The sequence below is a fragment of the Azospirillum oleiclasticum genome (assembly GCF_013423485.1).
GTDB lineage: Bacteria > Pseudomonadota > Alphaproteobacteria > Azospirillales > Azospirillaceae > Azospirillum > Azospirillum oleiclasticum.
Genome location: NZ_JABFFR010000027.1, coordinates 126288 through 147100, shown reverse-complemented (window position 1 = coordinate 147100; position 20813 = coordinate 126288). Strand labels below are relative to the sequence as shown.

Sequence of the window (20813 nt, the reverse complement as noted above, 5' to 3'; positions counted from 1 at the left end):
GTCACTCCGGCGCGGCGCCGAAGGCGGTCCTGGCGGCGGCCAGGATCTCGTCGGACAGCGCCGGATCATCGACCGCACGGGCCAGGACCAAGGCCCCGACCAGCCCCGACAGCGTCGCCAGCGCCTTTTCCCGCTGCGCCGCCTTGGACCGGCCTGGAACCAGCCGGGCGAGGAGGTCGATCAGGGGGCGGAGTCCGCTGGTGAAGGCCCGGCGGACCGTCCCCGACTGGCGACCCGCATCCACGCCGAGCGCGGCGATGGCGCAGCCGGCGGCGGGATTGTCACGGTGCGCCGCCGACAGGTAGCGGCCGGCGACCGTGGCGAGCCCCGTGCCCGGCGCTTCCTCGACCACCCTCTCCCACTGTTCCATCGACACCGCCATGGCCTTGGCGAACGCCTCCGCGGCCAGATCGTCCTTGGAGGCGAAATGGCCGTAGAAGCCGCCATGCGTCAGCCCGGCCTCCTTCATCAGGTCGGCCACGCCGATGCCGTTGAAGCCGCGCTCGCGGAACAGCGCGCCGGCCGTCTCCACGATCCGCCGACGGTTCTCCGCCGCCTGCTGTTTGCTCACCCGCATGGCCAGTCTCCGTCGATGCTCGACCCGATTATATGATGATCATACGCAATCGGGTACGGGCATGATCGACCCGCACGGAGAAACCGCCGGCGAGCGCAACGGCATCCGGGAGGGTAACGGCCTGACCACCGCACTCCCTCCTCATTCGGACCTCACGCGTGGACGGGGGGCGGCGTGACCGCGGGTGGAGCGGCGGGTGCGGCCGGCAGCAGGCGCCCGGTCGCCAGCAGCCAGATGGTCCTCGCCATCAGCAGGGCCAGCGCCGCGGTGACCAGTGCGAAGACCGGCGGGGCCAGCACGGCGATCGGTCCGCCATCGGAGCGGCCGGCCAGCTTCACCATCGCGGTGGCAAGCGCCGTCAGGCCGAAGCTGAAGCTCCAGGCCGAGGCGGCGACTCCCCCGGCGAAGATCCAGCGCGACAGCCGGGCCAGGATCAGAATCTGCATCAGTCCGTAACCGATCAGACCGTAGACGACGAGGTCCGGCGGACCGGAGGTCACACTCGCATAGGCGGCTGCACCGACCGTCGGCGGGGCGAGCTGGATGCCGAGCGTCGGCCTGAGCGGCACCGGCATCGCCGGCGCCGTGTACAGCCGGTGCACAAGGACCGACTCGATGGCGAGCCAGGACAGGACGCCGGCGCCGAAGGCGAGCTTGCCCCACTCCGGGAATCCCAGCGTGGCGCAGGCGATCGCGGTGACATAGGACCCCGCCACCGTGGGAAGGTAGAGGACGGGCGTTGCCGCCGCCGGATCGCGACCGCCTTGCCAAAGCCCCCCGGTGCGCCAAAGGGCGAAGCCGAGGGTGAAGGCGGAGCCGACGGTGAACAGGGCCAGGGCCACCGGCGGCGTGTAGGGGTGGACGGCGATCGCGACGAGCATCGTCGCGACGCCGGCCAGCCCGATGAAGCAGCACTGCACGGGGTGACCCGCCTCCGCGCGCGCCTCGTCCGCGGCGACCAGCCACTTGGCCACGAACAGCACGATCAGGATCGCCCAGACGCCGCCGCCCGCGAGCATCAGCGTCTCGCCGACAATGGCGGGCAGGCCCCAGACCTCGTGCGCCACCCGCCAGCTGCCGCCAAAACCGACGAGGCCGAGAACCATGCCGAAGAAGGAGGCCGGGACGATGGGGATCCTGGGTTTCATGGCGATCATCGCAGTCCTCTCACGGAGGGGGAATTCCAGGCCCGGTGCCGTCGGTCCGGACCCGCGGTCGCGTGGCGGGGGCGAGACAAAGCCCGCTGAACGAAAGGATAGGCGGGCGGCGGTCGCGGTGGCAACCTCATCCGAAATCGCATCCGGGACCTCCACGACACAGCGAGCCGGACCATGCGCAGGCCGGATCGGACGTCTTGACGAATCCGCCGCTCATGGCGTCGTTTCCTGTCACGATTGGTTGGGGGGTCGTGGCCTCGGCGGTGAAGAATTCAGCCGGCGTCGCCGGTCAGGACCGGGCGGTCCTGCGCAACGTCCTTGAACCACTTGGGGGGCTCGCCGAAGGCGCGCATGAAAGCCCGGCGCATACGGCCGCGGTCGGCTGATCCGGTTTCGCCGGCGACACCCTCCGGGGAGCCGCGCCGCTCCTCCGGCATTGCCCTCGCCGCCTCGATCCGCAAAGCCTCGGCGGCCTTGGCGGGAGAGCGGCCTGTCTCCTGGCGGAAAAGCCGGCTGAACTGACGGGGCTGAGATGGGCGACCCCGGCGAGTTCCTCGACCGTGAGGTCCTTGCAGATTCGTCCGGACGTAGGGCAGGACACGGTGGATGGTTGCCCATGGCCCGCCCTTTCGGTGGAGGCCATGCTGTGCGTCGGGGCGCCGGCCCTGGCGATCGAGGGCCGCGTCGTCGTGTTGACCAGCCACCCCGACGAGATGGCGAGTCGATTACGCCGGCAACGTGCCGACCGGGGTTCCGGAGCGCGTCGCCAACGCGTGGCTGAGCTGGGCCTTCCGGCCGGATTGGGAAGTGCGGGCCGGTGTGCAGTATGTGGGGAAGACCGACGCCGCCAACACCAGCGTCCGTCCCGCCGACACCGTGGTGAACGCCGGGCTCGATTTCCGCCCGACGGAGACCACCCGGATCAGCCTGCGCGGGATCAACCTGTTCGACGAGGTCTACGCGGTGACGGGCGGTACCAACAGCTGGGTGCTCGGCCGGCCGCGCTCGGTGGAACTGGCCGTCACCATGAGCTTCTGATCCCGATCGGGCACGGGCGCCGGCAGGATCGGCCGGCCGGGCTGCCTCCGGCGCATGGACGAGGCGGCCCTGCGGCGCGTCGTCCGTGGGTGGTCCCGGAGCCGCCGACCACGACGACGGTGTCGGGGGGGGGCCTCCACCGCGCTCCTGCGCTCCTCCGTCAGCGGACCGGTGGAGGCGAGCCGCAACATCCGCGTCAGCGGACCGGTCACCGCCTCGTGACTCTTGACACCCGGTCAGTCATGCAACATATGAAGTTTCATGAGAAGGGACAGCCGACTGTCGGGCGTGCTTCACGTCCTGCTGCACATGGCGGAGCAACCGGGTCCGAGCACATCGGAAGCGCTGGCCCGCGCCATGGACACGAATCCCGTGGTGATCCGCCGGATCATGGCGGGCCTCCGCGACCGGGGCTATGTCCGATCCGAAAAGGGCCACGGCGGCGGCTGGACCATCGCCTGCGACCTCGCCGCGGTCACGCTCCGCGACATTCACGACGCGCTCGGCCGGCCCGAGCTTCTGGCGATGGGCCATCGTACGGACGCCCCCGGCTGTCTGGTCGAGCAGGCCGTCAACGCCGCGCTCGGCGAGGCCTTCGACGAGGCGGAGGCTCTGCTTCTCCGCCGGTTCGGCGAAATCTCCCTCGCCGCGTTGAGCGCCGACTTCCACGCCCGCCTCGCCGAACGCGGCGGATCGCCCACACTGGAGAGCAACCATGCAGCATGATGCCGTCGTTGTCGGGGGCGCCTTCGCGGGGCTGGCAGCCGCGACCTACCTTGCCCGCGCGCGGCGGAGCGTGTGCGTCATCGACGCGCGCCGGCCGCGCAACCGCTTCGCCAACGCCTCGCACGGCTTTCTCGGCTTCGACGGCAGCGACCCGCGGTCCATCCTTGCCAAGGCGCGCGACCAGCTCGCCGCCTATCCCACCGCCCGCCTGATCGAGGGGGAAGCGATCGCGGCCCGGTGCGACGGGGATGGCTTCTCCGTAACCCTGTCGGGCGGTGGGGAGGCGATGTCGGCGCGCAAGCTCATCCTCGCGTTCGGGCTGCGCGATCAGTTGGAGCGCATTCCGGGCCTCGCGGAACGCTGGGGCAGGACGGTCCTCCATTGCCCCTACTGCCATGGCTTCGAATTCAGCGGCCGGTCGCTGGGCGTGCTCTACCGCGCACCGATGTCCGTGCACCAGGCGTGTCTCGTCGCCGAATGGGGGCCGACGACCCTGTTCCTGAACGGCGCGGAGCTCGATCCCGGGAGCGCGGCGGCACTCGCCGGGCGCGGCGTGGCGGTGGAGCCGGGCACGCTGAGCCGGCTGGTCGGCGAGGGCCATGCCCTGTCCGCCGTGGCGTTCGAGGACGGGCGCGAGCGGCCGGTCGAAGCCCTCTACGTGGCCCCGCGGTCCTGCCTGTCGAGCCCGATCGCGGAGCAGCTCGGCGCCGCGATCGACGAGGGTCCGCTCGGACCGATGATCCGGACGGACGCCGACCGGATGACGACCGTGCCCGGACTCTACGCCGCCGGCGACATCGCGCGCGCGCCGCACAGCGTGAGCTGGGCGGTCGCCGACGGCGTCACCGCGGGGACATCGGCCCACCGCGCGCTGGTGTTCGGCTGAGGGATGGATCCGGTGCAGCCCTTCGACGATCCGGCGATGGTCGCCAATTATGCGCAGAGCACGCCACGCAAGGTGCCCGGTTTCGCGGACCTTCACCGCATGGCGGTGCTTCTGCTGGCGGAGCGCGCGCCGGAGACGGCGACCATCCTCGTCGTTGGCGCGGGCGGGGGTCTCGAACTGACGGCGTTCGCCGGGGCGCAGGCGGGCTGGCGCTTCGTCGGCGTGGATCCGTCGGCCGCGATGCTCGACCTGGCGCGCCGCGTCCTGGGGCCGTTGCAAGCGCGCGTCGCGTTGCTACGGGGCCATGTCGACGACGCCCCGCCCGGGCCGTTCGACGGCGCGACCTGCCTGCTCACCCTGCACTTCCTGACGAAGGACGAGCGGCTGCGCACCCTGCGGGAGATCCACCGGCGGCTGAGGCCGCAGGCACCGCTCATCGTCGCGCACCACAGCCATCCGACGGGCAGCGAGCCGATTCGCTGGCTGGCGCGATCGGCGGCTTTCGCCGGCGAGGCGACCACCAACAGCGCACAGGCCGCCGCCGCGGCCGCAAGCATGGCCGAGCGGCTGCCCATCCTGTCGGTCGAGGAGGACGAAGCGGTCCTCCGGCAGGCCGGCTTTTCCGAGGTCGCCCTCTTCTACGCCGCTCTCTCGTTCCGCGGATGGGTCGCCGCGGCGTAGCGCGGTCTCGCGATGCCGGGAGATCGCGGCAGCCGCAAGCCACGCTGGTCGCGCAAGAGAACACCGCCCCGCCACAAAAAAGGCCTCGAAGCTCATCGCTTCGAGGCCTTCCACCCGGTTCCGCGATTGGTCGGAGCGACAGGATTCGAACCTGCGACCCCCAGACCCCCAGTCTGATGCGCTACCAGGCTGCGCTACGCTCCGTCCGTGTTGCCGGAACCGCGGGTGGGCCGGGACTATAGCGGGGTCGCTGGTGCAACGCAACTACCGATCCCGGCCCAAAAGCGCCCTGATCGCACGAAGTTCGTCGAGCACGGTGACCAGCTCCCGGCGTACGTCGGGGGGAAGCTCCAGAGGTTCGGGATCGAGGTCGGCACCGTCCTCTTGCGGCATGTCGGGCGCCTCCACCGCATCCGGATGGACCACATCCGGGCAGGCCGCATCCGGCTCCACAGGCTCGGGCCGGTACGCGGGTTCCGGGTGAGGCGCGCCGCGGCTTTCGCGCAGCAGGCGCTGCACGCCGCGAATCGTGTAGCCCTCCTTGTAGAGCAGGCTCTGGATTCGGCGCAGGAGCTCGACATCCTCCGGTCGGTAATAGCGCCGGCCGCCGCCGCGTTTGAGCGGGCGGATCTGTGGGAATCGGGTCTCCCAGAAGCGCAGCACATGCTGCGGCACGTCCAGCTCGGCGGAAACCTCGCTGATGGTGCGGAAGGCCGAGGCGGATTTGACGGGACCCTGCGCCCTCATGCTCCGCCGCCCCCGTCAGCCGGCGCGGGTCAGGACGCGGCCTTCAACCGGGCGGCGTCCGCCTCGGCCAGACCCTCGTTGATGCGGTGCTTCAGAACGTGGCTGGCGCGGAAGACCAGCACCCGGCGGGGCAGGATCGGCACCTCCTCCCCCGTCTTGGGGTTGCGCCCCACCCGTTGGCCCTTCTGGCGCACCTGGAAGCTGCCGAAGGACGAAATCTTGACCATCTCGCCGCGGGCGAGCGCGTCGGAGATTTCGTTGAGCACGGTTTCGACGAGATCGGCCGATTCGTTGCGCGACAACCCGACTTCCTGATAGACGGCTTCGCTCAATTGCGCGCGCGTGACGGTGTTCTGCGACATCGGCGCCTCCCCCGATTCCCCGGGGAAGAACCGTAATCCCGCGTGATTATTCCGTCAATTCAAAAGCTTGCGGGGTGCCCCGCGGCTCAAAAGCTTGCGGGATGCCCCGCGGCTCAAAAGCTTGCGGGATGCCCCGCGGCTCAAAAGCTCGCGGGATGCCCCGCGGGCATCACCAGCGCACCAGCGCCGATCCCCAGGTCAGGCCGCCGCCGATCCCTTCCATCAGGATCAGGTCGCCGCGCTTGATGCGGCCGTCGCCCACCGCCTCGGCCAGCGCCAGCGGGATCGAGGCGGCCGAGGTGTTGCCGTGGTGGTCGACCGTCAGCACCACCTTGTCCGCCGGCAACCGCAGCTTGCGGGCGATGCCGTCGATGATGCGCTGGTTGGCCTGATGCGGCACCAGCCAGTCGATGGCCGACGGCTCCAGCTTGTTGGCGACCAGCGCCTCCTCCACCACCTCCGACAGGCGGGTGACGGCGTGCCGGAACACCTCCTGGCCGGACATGCGGACATGGCCGGTGCTGCGGGTGGAGGACGGGCCGCCGTCCACATAGAGCAGATCGTACTGGCGCCCGTCGGAATGCAGATGGGTGGACAGAACCCCCCGCTCGCCGGCCGCACCGGTGCCGTCGAACGCCTCCAGCACCACCGCCCCGGCGCCGTCACCGAACAGCACGCAGGTGCTGCGGTCCTCCCAGTCGAGCAGGCGGGAGAAGGTCTCCGCGCCGATGACCAGAGCGCGCGTCGCCTGACCCGACCGGATGAAGTTGTCGGCGACCGACAGCGCGAAGATGAAGCCGGCGCACACCGCCTGCACGTCGAACGCGAAGCCCGTCGTCATGCCGAGCGCCGCCTGCACCTTCACCGCCGTGGCGGGGAAGGTGTTGTCGGGGGTGGTGGTCGCCAGCACGATGCAGTCGATGGCCGACGCCTCGATCCCGGCATGCTCCAGAGCCCGGCGCGCCGCCGCGACCGCGAGGTCGGAGGTCAGCTCGCCCTCGGCCGCCAGATGGCGGTTGCGGATGCCGGTGCGCTGGACGATCCACTCGTCGGAGGTGTCGACGCGCCGCGCCAACTCCTGGTTGCTGACCGCGTTGGACGGGAGATAGGCCCCGCAGCCGATGATTCGAGAACGCCGGGACATGGATCAGACGGCCGCCGCCTTGGTGTCGGGAAGGGGTGTGGCGGGCCCCAGACGCTGCATCTCTTCCTTGATCCGCTCGTTGAAGCCGTTCACCGCGAGATTGACCGCCACGCCGACGGCGTTGGCGAAACCATAGGCGTCGGTGCCGCCGTGGCTCTTCACGCAGACACCGCGCAGGCCGAGGAACATGGCACCGTTGTAGCGCCGGGGGTCCATCCGCATGCGCAGCTTCTTGAAGGCGGAGCGCGCCAGCAGATAGCCGATCCGCGCCATCACCGACGACTCGAAGGTCCGCTTGAGGGACTCGGCGTAGAGCTTGGCGGTGCCCTCCGCCGTCTTCAGCGCGACGTTGCCGGTGAAGCCGTCGGTGACGATCACGTCCACCGTGCCCTGGGCGATGTCGTTGCCCTCCACGAAACCGTGGAAACGGCCGGGCAGCGTCGTCTCGCGCAGGCGCGCCGCGGCAGCCCGCACGGTGTCGTTGCCCTTCACATCCTCCGACCCGATGTTCAGAAGTGCCACCGTCGGTTCGGAGACGCCCAGCACCTGACGCGCGAAGACCGAGCCCATCACCGCGAACTCGACCAGATTCTCGGCCGAGCATTCGGTGTTGGCCCCCAGGTCGAGCATGATGCTCTCGCCGCGCAGCGTGGGGAAGAACGAGGCGATCGCCGGCCGGTCGATGCCGGGCAGCGTCTTCAGCACGAACTTCGCCATCGCCATCAGCGCGCCGGTGTTGCCGGCCGACACCACGCAGGCCGCCCGCCCGTCCGCCACCGCATCGATCGCCAGCCGCATGCTCGACTGCCGACCCGCGCGCAGCGCCACCGACGGCTTGGCGTCACCGGCCACCGCCTCGGTGGTGTGGTGCACCTGCACGACCGCCTTCAGCGCCGGGCGCTTGGCCACCAGCGGCTCGATCCGCGCGGCGTCACCGAACACCAGATACTGCACGTCGGGATGTCGCTCGCGGGCGATCTCCGCCCCCGCGATCACCATGTCGGGGGCGTGATCGCCGCCCATGGCGTCGAGGGCGATGGTCAGACGCTGGCTCACCGAGTGCGGACTCCCAGGGTTGGGGAACTTGCGTGTCCGGCGCGGGCCGGGACCGTCAGGCCGCAGCCGTTTCCACCACTTCGCGCTGGTCGTAGTGACCGCAGGCGCCGCAGACGTGGTGCGGGCGCTTCAGCTCGCCGCAGTTCTGGCACTCGTTGTACGCCGAGGTGCTCAGCGCGTGGTGCGAACGCCGCATGTTGCGCCGCGACTTGGAGGTCTTCTTCTTCGGAACGGCCATATCCGTACACTCTCGATCATTGTAAAAGGCGGCCCAAACGGGGCCGCCCGACGCGAGCCGCTTTCAATAAACCAACGGGGGGGCCAGGGCAAGCCCGATCATGTCCGCCCCCTAGCTTTTGAGTTTCGCCAGCGCGGCGAAGGGATTGGGCTTGCGCTCTCCACCCTCGGCCCCGTCCGCCGGGCCGGCCTCGTCGCCGCCCTCCTCGTGTTCGGCCACGGGGTCGTATTCCACGCCGGGTGCGCGCGGGTAGGGATCGAGCGCCAGCGACAGGTGCTGGGCGGCCAGCTCGCCGATGTCGATGCGGCCGTTGACCATCGGTTCGGGCTGGTCCTCCTCGATGCTGACCATGTCGAACTCGACCTCGTCGTCGTCGGGCACCAGCTCGGGCGGGGCGAAGATGGCGCCGAAATCCTCCGACACATGGGCCGGCACCGACTCCAACGTGACCACGCAGGTCTGCACCACGTCCGCCTCCAGATGGCCGTCCACCCGGATCATCCTGCCGCCATGCACCCGGCGCAGCCGCACCGTGGCGGTGAAGGCGCCGATCGCCTCCAGCTCGAAGCGTTCGGCCAGGGCGAGGCGCTCGGCCTCCGTCGGTGCGATCTCCTCCACCATCCCGCGGTGCTGGACCTTGTCGGCGATCACGACGCGGGAGAATTCCGGCGCCCGCGCCTCCGCGCTCTCCATCATGCTCGGTGCTCCTTTTCCAAACCCGTCAACAGCCGGACACACCGGTCATCGCACCGGCCGGCACCGGCACGAAGCGCAGCTCCCCGTCGACGATCCGCTCCACCGGCAGCGCCTCCAGCGCCGCGGCCGTCGCCCGTGCGTAGCCGGCCATCGCCGCCAGATGGGCCGGATCGACCGCGCGCACCGTGCCGTAGAGGTTGTTGTCCAGCGCCACCTCCAGATGGCGCGGGTCGGGGTCGGCCAGCGCCTTGTCGTAGGCGATGATACGACCATGCATGCCGCGCAGCATGGTCTTGACGCGGCGGCCGATGCCGGTGTCGCCGGCCCCCATCTCGCGCAGCGAGGTGTCGAACTCGTCGATCATCACCTCGTAGAGGCGGCGCGCCCGCTGGTCCGCCGTCGCCCCCTGCCCCTTCAGCCGGCGCATGACCAGGAAAACGTGCAGCGCGATCAGCTCGAAACGGCCGTCCAGCGTGTCGGGCACGCGGAGGTCGGCGTAGAAGCCGGGCTGCCGGGCCTGCGTCACGACGGCCGCGTAGAAGGCCATGTCGGCGCGTTCGTCGCCGCGGCGACGCCCGAACAGCCGGTCCAGCAGGCTAACCACTTATCGATTCCGGAGTTTCGTTGACAGGGAAAACCGCGCGGTGCGATTGTCCCGGCATTTGGGGCATGGGACCGCCGCCGTCAAGCGGCTTTCGACCGCAAGCCCCGCAGCTTCGCAAGCCGAGCGCCATGACCCGATCGAGGAACCGACCGAGCCTTTCCGCCCTGACCGCCCTGGGCCTGCTGGCCCTTGCCGGAACCGCCTGCGCACCCATCGTGGCGACCCGCGGCAACATGGCCGACCCGGAGCGCCTCGCCGAGATCAAGCCCGGCGCCAGCCGGCAGGAGGATGTGGCCGGCCTGCTCGGCACGCCCAGCCATGTCGGCACCTTCGACCAGTCGGTCTGGTACTACATCGGGCAGAAGACGGAGAAGACCGCCTTCTTCCAGCCGGAGGTGGTGGAGCGCCGTGTCGTGGTGGTGCAGTTCGACCCGCAGGGTGTCGTCTCCAACCTGAAGACGCTGGACGCCAGCCAGGGCCAGGAGGTGGATATGGTGGACCGCGCCACCCCGACCTCCGGCCGCGAGCTGGGGTTTCTGGAACAGCTCATCGGCAACGTCGGCCGCTTCGGCTCCAAGACCGGCGGCATGACCGGCCCCGGCGCCCCGACCGGCGGCTCGCGCATCCCGTAATGACCTCACCGGCGCCGCGGTTCGGTCGTCGCAAAACAAAAAGCCCCGGAGCGGCGGACCGCTCCGGGGCTTTCGCGTTCAGGGATGCGGCGTTCAGCCGAGCTGGTGCAGGATGGCCAGCAGCAGCAGCGCCACGATGTTGGTGATCTTGATCATCGGGTTGACCGCCGGGCCGGCGGTGTCCTTGTACGGGTCGCCGACGGTGTCGCCGGTGACCGCCGCCTTGTGGGCGTCGGACCCCTTGCCGCCGTGGTTGCCCTCCTCGATGTACTTCTTGGCGTTGTCCCAGGCGCCGCCGCCGGACGTCATGGAGATGGCGACGAAGATGCCGGTCACGATGGTGCCAAGCAGCATGGCGCCCAGCGCCGAGAAGGCCGCCGCCTGACCGGCGATGGCGTTGATCACGAAGTAGAGCACGACGGGTGCGAAGACCGGCAGCATCGACGGGATGATCATCTCGCGGATCGCGGCGCGGGTCAGCATGTCCACCGCGCGGCCGTAATCCGGCTTCGCCGTGCCTTCCATGATGCCCTTGATCTCGCGGAACTGGCGCCGCACCTCGACCACGACCGAGCCGGCGGCGCGGCCGACCGCGGTCATGCCCATGGCGCCGAACAGGTAGGGCAGCAGGCCGCCGATCAGCAGGCCGACCACCACGAACGGATCCTGCAGGCGGAACTCCACCGGCACGTTCGGGAAATAGTGCTTGAGGTCCTGGATGTAGGCGGCGAACAGCACCAGTGCTGCGAGGCCGGCCGAGCCGATGGCGTAGCCCTTGGTGACCGCCTTGGTGGTGTTGCCGACCGCGTCCAGCGCGTCGGTGGTGACGCGGATCTCCTTCGGCATGTCGGCCATCTCGGCGATGCCGCCGGCGTTGTCGGTCACCGGGCCGTAGGCGTCGAGCGCCACCACCATGCCGGCCAGCGCCAGCATCGTCGTGGCGGCGATGCCGATGCCGAACACGCCGGCCTGGCTGTGGGCGATGATGATGCCGGCGCAGATCACGATGACCGGCAGGGCCGTCGATTCCATGGAGACGGCAAGGCCCTGGATGACGTTGGTGCCGTGCCCGGTCTCCGACGCCTTGGCGACGCTGCGCACCGGGCGGAAGGCGGTGGAGGTGTAGTATTCGGTGATCCACACCAGCAGACCGGTGACGCCCAACCCGACCAGCGAGCAGACGAACAGGTTAAGACCGGTGATGCCGCCGGCCCGGTCGATCATCGTCATCGGCTTGCCGAAGCCGAACATGATCAGGGTGACCAGGAAGATCAGCACCAGCGAGATGACCGCCGACGCGATGAATCCCTTGTACAGGGCCATCATGATGTTGTTGGAGGACCCGAGCTTGACGAAGAAGGTGCCGGCGACCGAGCCGGCGATGCAGACGCCGCCGATGACCAGCGGGTAGATCAGCAGCTTCGGCACGTTGACGGCCGATTCCGCATCCGGGATACCGCCGCCCATGAAGAAGATGGCGGCCAGCAGCATGGTGGCGACGATGGTGACGGCGTAGGTCTCGAACAGGTCGGCGGCCATGCCGGCACAGTCGCCGACGTTGTCGCCCACGTTGTCGGCGATGACCGCCGGGTTGCGGGGATCATCCTCCGGGATCCCGGCCTCGACCTTGCCGACGAGGTCGGCGCCGACGTCCGCACCCTTGGTGAAGATGCCGCCGCCCAGACGCGCGAAGATCGAGATCAGCGAGGCGCCGAAGGACAGGGCGACCAGCGCTTCCAGAACGTGCCGCACCTCCTCGGGGTCGCGCACGTTGTAGATCATCGACAGGATGCCGTAATAGATGCTGACGCCAAGCAGGCCCAGCCCCACCACCAGCATGCCGGTGATGGCGCCCGACTTGAACGCGATGTCCAGCGCCTTGCCCAGACCCTCGGTCGCCGCCTGCGCCGTGCGGACGTTGGCCCGCACCGAGACGTTCATGCCGAGATAGCCGGCCACGCCCGACAGCACCGCGCCGATCAGGAAGCCGATCGCCACGGGAAGCCCGAGGATCGCGCCGAGGATGATCAGGACGACGACGCCGACGATGGCGATGGTGGTGTACTGACGGTTCAGATAGGCCCGCGCACCCTCCTGGACGGCGGCCGCGATCTCCTGCATCCGCGCCGAGCCGGCGTTGGCCGCCATGACCTCCTTGCCCGCCCACCAGCTGTAGCCGAGGGCCAGAAGGCCGCAAGCGATGACAACGATGAAAGCAACTGCCATCGGTTCCCCCAACACATTTCATTATGGTACGGGAGGCTTTTTGTGCACCGCGGATTTTGAGGATTGCGGCCCTTTGCATCCCGCTTTTTCCCGTTGAGCATGCCCAACGGTCCGGCGCATTGCAACCGTCGCCGCCGCGGCCGAGCGCGGCGAATTGGCCGCACCATTGCGCCCCTCCGCGGCGATTCCGCACGTCAAGAGAAGGATCGGGCGACCGGCAGTATTGATCGTGCAACGGCGCCGCCACCGGAACGGAGGGGCACCGCATGTCAAGTCCCGACGCGACAGGATCGCTCGCGCGGACGATCAAAGATTTCTTTGGACCACCACCTGGACCAGCACGTTCTGGACGATGTCGGCCCCCAGCACCTTGCCTGCGGCCTCCTGCAGCTTGGCTTTGACCGCCGGGATGTTGACGATGTTGCCCTGCAGGATCGAGCGGTCGTCGGCGGCCCCATAGAGCGTGCGCAGGAAGGCGTCGCTGATGCGCGGCAGATTCGCCTGCGCCATCGGCTGCTGGTCGGCGTTGACCTCCAGCGTGACCACGACGGTGACGAACTGCTCCACCCGCTGGGCGCCGATCACCGGCACCACCACCGGGTTCACGCGCACGAAGGCGCTGGGCGGCTTCGGCGGCGGCTTCGGCGGCTGCTCCTCCTGCTTCTTCACGATGTATTCGTTGTACAGCGTCCAGCCCCCATAACCCGCCCCGCCCAGGAGCAGCAGGCCGATCGCCAGCACGATCAGAGCCTTCATGGGGCACCCCGCACACGCGTCGAAAACGGCGGCCACCATGCGCCGGCCGCGCTTACCGGAGGGTTAAGCGCCCGACCCGTCTCAGAAATGCACCCAGCCCCGGCGCTCCAGCGCCATCGCGTTTCCAGCCGCATCCAGCACCGTCACCTCCCCCGCCGCACCCGGGGTCAGGCGGCCGATTTCGGTGATGGGAACGCCGGTGTCGGCGGCGAGTCGGGCCAGATCCGGCCGTGCCGACTCCGGGGCGGTGAACAGCAGCTCGTAATCGTCGCCGCCGGTCAGGGCGGTGACGAGGAGCGCCGGGTCCTTGCCGATGGCGCTCCGCACCGCGTCCGACATCGGCACCGCGGCGGATTCCAGCAGCGCGGCGCAGCCGGTCTCCTCGGCGACGTGGGCGAGGTCGGCGACCAGCCCGTCGGACACGTCGATGCAGGCCGTCGCCAGACCGCGCAGGCCCCGCCCCACCGCCAGCCGCGGCTCCGGCCGGCGCAGCCGGTCCAGCAGATGCACGCGCGACTCCGCGCCATCCGGCGCCAGCGTGCCGAGCGCCACCGCCAGGCCAAGCGCCGCGTCGCCGATCGTTCCGGTTACGAAAAGACAGTCGTCATTGTGGGCCGCCTTGCGCGGCAGCGCCCGACCACGCGGCACCAGCCCGAAGGCGGTCAGCGACAGCGTGACCGGCCCGCTGGTGGACACCGAGTCGCCACCGGCCAAACCGATTCCGAAACGAGCCTGATCCGCGGCCAGACCGGCGGTGAAGGCGGCCAGCCAATCGTCGCCCAGCGACTTCGGAAGAGCGGTGGCGAGCGTGTAGGCCAGCGGCTCCGCCGCCATGGCCGCGAGGTCGGACAGGTTGACCCGCAACAGCTTGGCAGCAATGTCCGCCGGCGGGTCGTCGGGCAGAAAATGGATGCCGGCGACCATGGCGTCCATGGTGACCACCAACTCCTGCCCCTCCGGCACGCCGAACACGGCGGCGTCGTTGGCGAGCCCCAACGACCCCGCGAAACCGGCGGCCAGCGGCTTGAAGAAGCGGGCGATCCGGCCGAATTCGCCGGAACCGGACGGGCCGGCCCCGGCCGGCTCAGCCGGCGGGCTTGTCGTCGTCACGGGAGGGGTCCGGCCGCGCCAGCTCGTCGGGCCGCAGGACGCGGGCGACATGGTCGAGCACGCCGTTCACCATGCCCGGCTCGCGCCCGGCGAAGAAGGCGTGGGCGACGTCCACATACTCGCTGATCAGGATGCGCGGGTGCAGGTCGGCGTGGGCCAGCAGCTCGTAGGCGCCGGCGCGCAGGATGGCGCGCAGCAGCATCTCCAGCCGCTCCAGCGGGAAGCGGGAGTCCAGCGCCGCCGACACGATGCGATCGACGTCCTCGCGCCGGTAGCTGGCGCCGCGCACGATGTCGGAAAAGAGCTGCGGCTCGGCGGCCACGAAGGCGACACCGTCCACATCCTCGCCCAGCCGGTGCTTCACGAACTCGCCCAGCACCGTCTCCACCCCCTTCCCGGCGGGGTCGACGCCGTTGAGGTCGATCTGGTAGAGGGCCTGGACGGCGGCAAGGCGGGCGGCCTTGCGGCGCGCCTTAGCGGAACCGCCGCCGCTCTTCCGGGGGCCGCGCTTGGATTTGGCGCGGGCGCCCGAGTCGTCGTTGCTCATGATAGGGTTTGCTGCCGGGCTTTTACGGGACGGGTTTACCGCGGGTAGAGGCGGAATTGGCGCTTCAGCTCGATCATGTCAAGGCAGGCGCGCGCCGCGAAGCCGCCCTTGTCCTTGTGGGCGACCGACGCGCGGGCCCAGGCCTGCTCGCGGTTCTCCACGGTCAGGATGCCGTTGCCGACGGCCAGGGCGTAGCGCAGCGCCAGATCCTGGAGGCCGCGCGCGCTCTCGTTGCAGACGATGTCGTAATGGGTCGTCTCGCCGCGGATCACGCAGCCCAGCGCGACATAGCCGTCGAAGCGCTTGCGGGCGGTGAAGTAATCCATCGACCGCACGGCGTAGAGGATGGCCGCCGGAATCTCCAGACAGCCCGGCACCGACACGCGGTGGTGGGTGGCGCCCGCCTTCTCCAGCGCCTGCACGGCGCCGCGGGCCAGCTCGTCGGCGAGGTCGTCGTAGAAGCGCGCCTCGACGATCATGATGTGGGGCGTGTCGCTCATGCGCTCCTCTCCGACTCCGCGGACTGGGGAAGCGGGCGGTGGCCGACCACGGTCAGCCCGTACCCCTCCAACCCGATGATGGCCTTCTTCCGGTTCGACAGCAGAACCATGCTCCGCACGCCCAGATCCAGCAGGATCTGCGCGCCGACACCGTAATCGCGCAGCTCCGGCGTCGGCGCCAGCGGCCGGCCCTCGGCCCGCGCCTTCAGCGTGGCGGTCAGGTTGGCCGGCTGGGCCTCCCGCAGCACGACGATGACGCCGCGCCCCTCGCGGGCGATCAGGTCCATCACCGCGTGCAGCTCGCCGTCGCGGCCGGCGCCACGGTCGCCCAGCACATCGTCCAGCACCGACAGGGCGTGCATGCGCACCAGCACCGGGTCGTCGCCGGAGATGTCGCCGCGCACCAGCGCCACATGCTCGGCCCCTGTCACGCTGTTGACGTAGACATAGGTCTGGAACAGTCCGCCGTGGCGGCTGTCGAGCGTCGCGGCGAGACGCCGCTCCACCACCGTCTCGGTGCGGCGGCGGTGGGCGATCAGGTCGGCAATGGTGCCCACCTTCAACCCGTGGAACTGCGCGAACTTCACCAGATCCGGCAGGCGGGCCATGGTGCCGTCGTCGTTCATGATCTCGCAGATCACGCCGGCCGGCCGGTGGCCGGACAGCCGGGCGATGTCGACCGCGGCCTCCGTATGGCCGGCGCGCACCAGCACGCCGCCGTCGCGCGCCAGCAGCGGGAAGACATGGCCGGGGGTGGCGATGTCCTGCGGGCCGGAGTCCGGATCGATCGCCACCGCGATGGTGCGGGCGCGGTCGGCGGCGGAGATGCCGGTGGTCACCCCCTCCCGCGCCTCGATGGAGACGGTGAAGGCGGTCTGGTGGCGGGACGCGTTCTGTTGCGCCATCAGCGGCAGCCGCAGCTTCTCGATGCGCGCGCTGTCCATGGCGAGGCAGATCAATCCGCGGCCGTAACGGGCCATGAAGTTGATCGCCTCCGGCGTCGCCGCCTCGGCGGGGATGACGAGGTCGCCCTCGTTCTCCCGGTCCTCGTCATCGACGAGGATGAACATGCGACCGGCGCGCGCCTCCGCGATGATCTCTTCCGGCGATGACAGATAGCTGTGGTATTCCGACGTCATTCCCGCCCCACCAGCCGCGCCACGTAGCGCGCGAGCATGTCCGCTTCCATGTTCACCCGGTCGCCCGGCCGCAGATCGCCAAAGGTGGTCGCGGTCTGGGTGTGCGGGATGATGTTGATGCCGAAACGGTTGCCGTCCACCTCGTTGACGGTGAGCGACACGCCGTCCAGCGCCACCGATCCCTTGGGCGCCACGTAGCGGGCGAGCGCGTCCGGCGCCTCGAAGGTCAGGCGCAGCGAATCGCCCTCCGGACGCACGGCCGCCAGCACCGCGACACCGTCCACATGGCCGTAGACGAGGTGCCCGCCCAGCTCATCGCCAAGCTTCAGCGAGCGTTCCAGGTTGACCCGGGTCCCCTCGGCCCAGTCGCCCAGCGTGGTCTTCGACAGGGTTTCGGCCGACGCCTGGACGGCGAACCAGCCCTCCCCCTTCTCGACCACGGTAAGGCACACGCCGTTGTTGGCGATGGACGCGCCGATGGGCACCGTCTCCATGGCGAAGGCGGTGGCGATGGTGAAGCGGGTGTCGCCCTGCCGCTCGACGGCACGGACACGCCCGATGTCGGTGATGATCCCGGTGAACATGGCGGCGGACTGTAGCAGGTTTTGCGCGGCGCGGAAGACGCCACGCGCGCAGCCGGGGACCGCCGGCCGCACACGTGGGTTGCAGCGCGCGGCTATGTGTCGCGGCGCGCGTAGCTCTCCACCAGATCGCCGCCGGCCAGCCGCACCGCCTCGCGTTCGAAGCGGACCATCAGGTCCAGCCGGTCAACGCCGAATCCGGCGACCGCGGCCACACCGTCGCCACCGATCACGCCGGCCGCCCGGAACCATTCCAGCCGGTCGGCCAGCCCGGCGCGCAGCAGCGACGCGTGCAGCGTCGCCCCACCCTCCACCAGCACGCGGGTGACGCCGCGCCGCGCCAGTTCGCCGGCCGCCAGCACGATGTCCGGCAGGCCGGCGGCGTCGGGCGCCACCGGGATCAGTTCGACGCCGCAATCCACCAGCGCCGCGCCCCGCTGCCGGTCGTGATCGTTCCGGGTGACGATCCAGGTCGGCTGCGCCTTGGCCCCGGCCACCAGACGGCCGGTGAGCGGCAGGCGCAGACGGCTGTCCACCACGACCCGCACCGGCGAGCGGTGGGCCAGACCCGGCAGGCGGCAGGTCAGTTCCGGGTCGTCGGCCAGGGCGGTGCGGATCCCAACCATGATCGCATCGTTCCGGGCACGCAACGCATGGCCCCAGGCGCGGGCCGTTTCGCCCGTGATCCATTTCGACTCGCCGGTGTGGACGGCGATCCGGCCGTCCAGCGTGGTGGCGAGCTTGAGCGTGAAAAGCGGCCGGTCGTGCAGGATGCGGTTGAAGAAGCCCTGGTTCAGGCGCCACGCCTCGGCGGCGCAGACACCGGTGGTCACGGGAATGCCGGCGGCGCGCAGCCGCGCCACACCACGGCCGGACACCCGCGGGTCCGGGTCCTCGCAGGCCACCACCACCCGGGCAACGCCGGCCTCCACGAGCGCGTCGGCACAGGGAGGCGTCCTGCCGTGATGGCTGCACGGCTCCAGCGAGACGTAGGCGGTGGCGCCGCGGGCCTCCGCACCGGCGGCGGCGAGGGCCACCGTCTCGGCGTGCGGCCGCCCACCGGGCTGGGTGAAGCCGCGGCCGACCACCACACCGTCGTGCACCAGCACGCAACCGACCGCCGGGTTGGGCCAAGTGGTGCCCAACCCGCGGGACGCCAGCGCCAGGGCGGCGCGCATGTGTCGGAGGTCGTCGACCGCGCCGGGACCGGTCGCCGTCATTCCGCCGCCGGAGGGACCGCGGCGATCCGGGTGGGTATCAGGGCGGCGAGCACGGAACGCTGCTCGTCCAGACGGGCGGAGGTCACGGCCTGGGCGGTTTCAAGACGCGCCACGGCCGGTTTCACGACGGCCATATCCGCCTTGAGTTGGCGCACATCCGTCTTCAACTCGGCCACATCCGCCTTCAACCCGCCCACATCGCCGATCAACCCGTCGATCTTGCCGATCAAGGTGAGCAGAAGCGGCTTGAGATCGTCGTTGTCCATCCGGCACCTCCACCGTCCACCATCATGCCTTGCATCGGCATGCGCCGCAACCCGCGCGGCGCACACGATCGCAGGCGGAATGGCGCTGCCCGGTCCATCAGGATCCCGACGACTCCGGCGCCAGTTGGCCGACGAAGTCGGTGAAGTTGGCGGCTTCGCGGAAGTCCTTGTAGACCGACGCGTAGCGGATGTAGGCGACCGGGTCGAGGTTCTGCAGGGTCTGCATCACCATCTCGCCGATCTGCTTGGACGGAATCTCGCTCTCGCCGGAACTTTCGAGCTGGCGCACCAGGCTGTTCACCACCCGGTCGATGCGATCGGCGTCGATCGGGCGCTTGCGCAGGGCGATGCGCATCGACCGCAGCAGCTTCTCGCGGTCGAAGGGCTCGCGCTGGCCGGTGCTCTTCACCACCGTCAGCTCGCGCAGCTGCACGCGCTCGAAGGTGGTGAAGCGGGCACCGCAGCCGGGGCAGAAACGCCGCCGGCGGATCGCCGAATTGTCCTCGGTCGGGCGGGAGTCCTTGACCTGGGTGTCCTCGTGTCCGCAGAACGGGCAGCGCATCGGCCGGGCGTCCCCTGTCTCAGAGCGTCGGGTAGATGGGGAAGCGGCGGCACAGGGTGCGCACGCGCTCGCGCACGGACTGCTCGACCGCGGCGTTGTCGCCGGAGTTGCTGGCGGCCAGCCCGTCCAGCGTCTCCACGATCAGCCGGCCGACCTCCTGGAACTCCGCCACGCCGAAGCCGCGGGTGGTGGCCGCCGGACTGCCCAGCCGCACACCCGAGGTGATCATGGGCTTCTGCGGGTCGAAGGGGACGCCGTTCTTGTTGCAGGTCATGCCGGCGTGCTCCAGGCTGGCCTCGGCCGCCTTGCCGGTGAGGTTCTTGGGCCTCAGGTCGACCAGCACGATGTGGCTGTCGGTGCCGCCCGACACGATGTCGAGCCCGCCCTGCACCAGCACGGCCGACAGCGCCCGGGCGTTGTCCACCACCTGCCGGGCGTAGGCCTTGAACTCCGGCCGCAGCGCCTCGGCGAAGGCGACCGCCTTGCCGGCGATGACGTGCATCAGCGGGCCGCCCTGCAGGCCGGGGAACACCGCCGAGTTGATCTTCTTGGCGATCTCCTCGTTGTTGGTCAGCACCATGCCGCCGCGCGGGCCGCGCAGCGTCTTGTGGGTGGTGGTGGTGACCACGTCGGCGACCGGCAGCGGATTCGGGTAGGCGCCGCCGGCGACCAGACCGGCGAAATGCGCCATGTCGACCATGAAGTACGCCCCCACCTCGTCGGCGATGGCGCGGAAGCGGGCGTAGTCGATCTCGCGCGGGTAGGCGGAGCCGCCGGCGATGATCAGCTTCGGCTTGTGCTCGCGGGCGAGGCGCTCGACCTCCTCGAAGTCGATGCGGTGGTCGTCGCGGCGCACGCCGTACTGCACGGCCTTGAACCACTTGCCGGACAGGTTGGGCGGCGCGCCATGGGTCAGGTGGCCGCCGGCCGCCAGCGACATGCCGAGCACCGTGTCGCCCGGCTGCAGCAGCGCCAGCAACACCGCCTGGTTCGCCTGGCTGCCCGAGTTCGGCTGCACGTTGGCGAAGCGGCAGTCGAACAGGGCGCAGGCCCGCTGGATCGCCAGCGTCTCGGCGATGTCCACGAACTCGCAGCCGCCATAGTAGCGCTTGCCGGGATAGCCCTCGGCGTACTTGTTGGTGAGGACGGAGCCCTGCGCCTCCAGCACCGCGGTGGAGACCACATTCTCCGACGCGATCAGTTCGATCTGGTCCTGCTGGCGGAGCAGCTCGTCGCGCATGGCGCGGGCGAGTTCGGGGTCGCTCTCGGCGATCGAGGCGGAGAAGAAGCGGCTGACGTCGGAGGACGCGGCGGTGCTGCTGGTCATCGGATGGTTTCCTCGTGCGCGTTCGATGATGTGCG

At 70.0% G+C, this 20813-nt stretch carries 25 protein-coding genes, 1 tRNA gene and 1 pseudogene; 5 read left to right on the top strand and 22 right to left on the bottom strand.

Annotated elements, in window-relative coordinates:
- Position 1: 1 nt before the first annotated feature.
- From HL658_RS24855 to HL658_RS38090, 3 genes are all read right to left on the bottom strand, one after another.
- A complete protein-coding gene (locus HL658_RS24855) occupies positions 2-577 on the bottom strand; it encodes a TetR/AcrR family transcriptional regulator (protein ID WP_180283824.1) in 576 nt (191 codons plus the stop codon).
- Positions 578-729: 152 nt separating this feature from the next.
- The gene (tehA, locus tag HL658_RS24850; protein ID WP_211109838.1) at positions 730-1725 is read right to left on the bottom strand and encodes a dicarboxylate transporter/tellurite-resistance protein TehA; all 996 of its coding nucleotides are present in this window, start codon (positions 1723-1725) and stop codon (positions 730-732) included.
- 281 nt (positions 1726-2006) lie between these two features.
- Positions 2007-2438 carry a helix-turn-helix domain-containing protein gene (locus HL658_RS38090; protein WP_180283822.1) on the bottom strand — a complete coding sequence of 144 codons (432 nt, stop codon included), beginning with the start codon at positions 2436-2438 and terminating at the stop codon, positions 2007-2009.
- A gap of 28 nt (positions 2439-2466) precedes the next feature.
- Between HL658_RS38090 and HL658_RS24840 the strand changes: the two are divergent.
- From HL658_RS24840 to HL658_RS24825, 4 genes and pseudogenes are all read left to right on the top strand, one after another.
- Positions 2467-2772: pseudogene (locus HL658_RS24840) on the top strand (TonB-dependent receptor domain-containing protein); the annotation flags it as partial.
- A gap of 261 nt (positions 2773-3033) precedes the next feature.
- The gene (locus tag HL658_RS24835; protein ID WP_180283820.1) at positions 3034-3498 is read left to right on the top strand and encodes an Rrf2 family transcriptional regulator; all 465 of its coding nucleotides are present in this window, start codon (positions 3034-3036) and stop codon (positions 3496-3498) included.
- Positions 3488-4384: an NAD(P)/FAD-dependent oxidoreductase gene (locus HL658_RS24830; RefSeq protein WP_180283819.1), complete on the top strand. Its 897-nt coding sequence runs from the start codon at positions 3488-3490 to the stop codon at positions 4382-4384. Before HL658_RS24835 ends, HL658_RS24830 begins: the two co-directional genes overlap by 11 nt.
- A gap of 12 nt (positions 4385-4396) precedes the next feature.
- Positions 4397-5065 (top strand): class I SAM-dependent methyltransferase, encoded by a 669-nt coding sequence (locus tag HL658_RS24825; RefSeq protein ID WP_343055320.1) that lies wholly within the window; start codon positions 4397-4399, stop codon positions 5063-5065.
- 127 nt (positions 5066-5192) lie between these two features.
- On the opposite strand, the gene HL658_RS24820 is transcribed toward HL658_RS24825, so the two are convergent.
- From HL658_RS24820 to HL658_RS24785, 8 genes are all read right to left on the bottom strand, one after another.
- Positions 5193-5269, bottom strand: a tRNA-Pro gene (locus HL658_RS24820).
- 60 nt (positions 5270-5329) lie between these two features.
- Entirely contained in the window at positions 5330-5812 is a 483-nt protein-coding gene (locus tag HL658_RS24815) for a MerR family transcriptional regulator (protein ID WP_180283817.1), read from the bottom strand.
- 29 nt (positions 5813-5841) lie between these two features.
- Entirely contained in the window at positions 5842-6174 is a 333-nt protein-coding gene (locus HL658_RS24810) for an integration host factor subunit alpha (protein WP_180283816.1), read from the bottom strand.
- Positions 6175-6343: 169 nt separating this feature from the next.
- Positions 6344-7318: a beta-ketoacyl-ACP synthase III gene (locus tag HL658_RS24805; RefSeq protein ID WP_180283815.1), complete on the bottom strand. Its 975-nt coding sequence runs from the start codon at positions 7316-7318 to the stop codon at positions 6344-6346.
- Positions 7319-7321: 3 nt separating this feature from the next.
- Positions 7322-8374, bottom strand: coding sequence for a phosphate acyltransferase PlsX (plsX, locus tag HL658_RS24800; RefSeq protein WP_180283814.1), 1053 nt, complete (start codon positions 8372-8374; stop codon positions 7322-7324).
- A 55-nt stretch (positions 8375-8429) separates the two neighbouring features.
- The gene (gene rpmF / locus HL658_RS24795; protein ID WP_180283813.1) at positions 8430-8612 is read right to left on the bottom strand and encodes a 50S ribosomal protein L32; all 183 of its coding nucleotides are present in this window, start codon (positions 8610-8612) and stop codon (positions 8430-8432) included.
- Positions 8613-8723: 111 nt separating this feature from the next.
- Positions 8724-9308, bottom strand: coding sequence for a YceD family protein (locus tag HL658_RS24790; protein ID WP_180283812.1), 585 nt, complete (start codon positions 9306-9308; stop codon positions 8724-8726).
- 25 nt (positions 9309-9333) lie between these two features.
- Positions 9334-9912 carry a ubiquinol-cytochrome C chaperone family protein gene (locus tag HL658_RS24785; RefSeq protein ID WP_343055319.1) on the bottom strand — a complete coding sequence of 193 codons (579 nt, stop codon included), beginning with the start codon at positions 9910-9912 and terminating at the stop codon, positions 9334-9336.
- Between the two features lie 128 nt (positions 9913-10040).
- On the opposite strand from HL658_RS24785, the gene HL658_RS24780 reads away from it, so the two are divergent.
- Entirely contained in the window at positions 10041-10544 is a 504-nt protein-coding gene (locus tag HL658_RS24780; RefSeq protein ID WP_180283811.1) for an outer membrane protein assembly factor BamE, read from the top strand.
- A 93-nt stretch (positions 10545-10637) separates the two neighbouring features.
- On the opposite strand, the gene HL658_RS24775 is transcribed toward HL658_RS24780, so the two are convergent.
- The 11 genes from HL658_RS24775 to glyA all read right to left on the bottom strand — a co-directional run bounded on the left by HL658_RS24775 (position 10638) and on the right by glyA (position 20778).
- The gene (locus tag HL658_RS24775; protein ID WP_180283810.1) at positions 10638-12770 is read right to left on the bottom strand and encodes a sodium-translocating pyrophosphatase; all 2133 of its coding nucleotides are present in this window, start codon (positions 12768-12770) and stop codon (positions 10638-10640) included.
- Between the two features lie 306 nt (positions 12771-13076).
- Positions 13077-13526: a hypothetical protein gene (locus tag HL658_RS24770; protein WP_180283809.1), complete on the bottom strand. Its 450-nt coding sequence runs from the start codon at positions 13524-13526 to the stop codon at positions 13077-13079.
- An 81-nt stretch (positions 13527-13607) separates the two neighbouring features.
- Positions 13608-14636, bottom strand: coding sequence for a thiamine-phosphate kinase (thiL, locus tag HL658_RS24765; RefSeq protein WP_343055318.1), 1029 nt, complete (start codon positions 14634-14636; stop codon positions 13608-13610).
- Positions 14611-15183: a transcription antitermination factor NusB gene (nusB, locus tag HL658_RS24760; protein ID WP_180283807.1), complete on the bottom strand. Its 573-nt coding sequence runs from the start codon at positions 15181-15183 to the stop codon at positions 14611-14613. The genes thiL and nusB overlap by 26 nt, the downstream gene beginning before the upstream one ends.
- Before the next feature lie 35 nt (positions 15184-15218).
- Complete coding sequence (locus HL658_RS24755) at positions 15219-15683, bottom strand: 6,7-dimethyl-8-ribityllumazine synthase (protein WP_180283806.1); 465 nt, start codon at positions 15681-15683, stop codon at positions 15219-15221.
- Entirely contained in the window at positions 15680-16822 is a 1143-nt protein-coding gene (gene ribB / locus HL658_RS24750) for a 3,4-dihydroxy-2-butanone-4-phosphate synthase (protein WP_180283805.1), read from the bottom strand. Before ribB ends, HL658_RS24755 begins: the two co-directional genes overlap by 4 nt.
- Entirely contained in the window at positions 16819-17406 is a 588-nt protein-coding gene (locus tag HL658_RS24745) for a riboflavin synthase (RefSeq protein WP_180283804.1), read from the bottom strand. Before HL658_RS24745 ends, ribB begins: the two co-directional genes overlap by 4 nt.
- A gap of 92 nt (positions 17407-17498) precedes the next feature.
- Complete coding sequence (gene ribD, locus HL658_RS24740) at positions 17499-18581, bottom strand: bifunctional diaminohydroxyphosphoribosylaminopyrimidine deaminase/5-amino-6-(5-phosphoribosylamino)uracil reductase RibD (protein WP_180283803.1); 1083 nt, start codon at positions 18579-18581, stop codon at positions 17499-17501.
- Positions 18582-18619: 38 nt separating this feature from the next.
- Positions 18620-18889 (bottom strand): hypothetical protein, encoded by a 270-nt coding sequence (locus tag HL658_RS24735; protein ID WP_180283802.1) that lies wholly within the window; start codon positions 18887-18889, stop codon positions 18620-18622.
- Between the two features lie 97 nt (positions 18890-18986).
- Positions 18987-19451, bottom strand: coding sequence for a transcriptional regulator NrdR (nrdR, locus tag HL658_RS24730; protein ID WP_180283801.1), 465 nt, complete (start codon positions 19449-19451; stop codon positions 18987-18989).
- 19 nt (positions 19452-19470) lie between these two features.
- Positions 19471-20778, bottom strand: a complete 1308-nt coding sequence (gene glyA, locus HL658_RS24725; RefSeq protein WP_180283800.1) for a serine hydroxymethyltransferase — start codon at positions 20776-20778, stop codon at positions 19471-19473.
- Positions 20779-20813 lie beyond the last annotated feature (35 nt).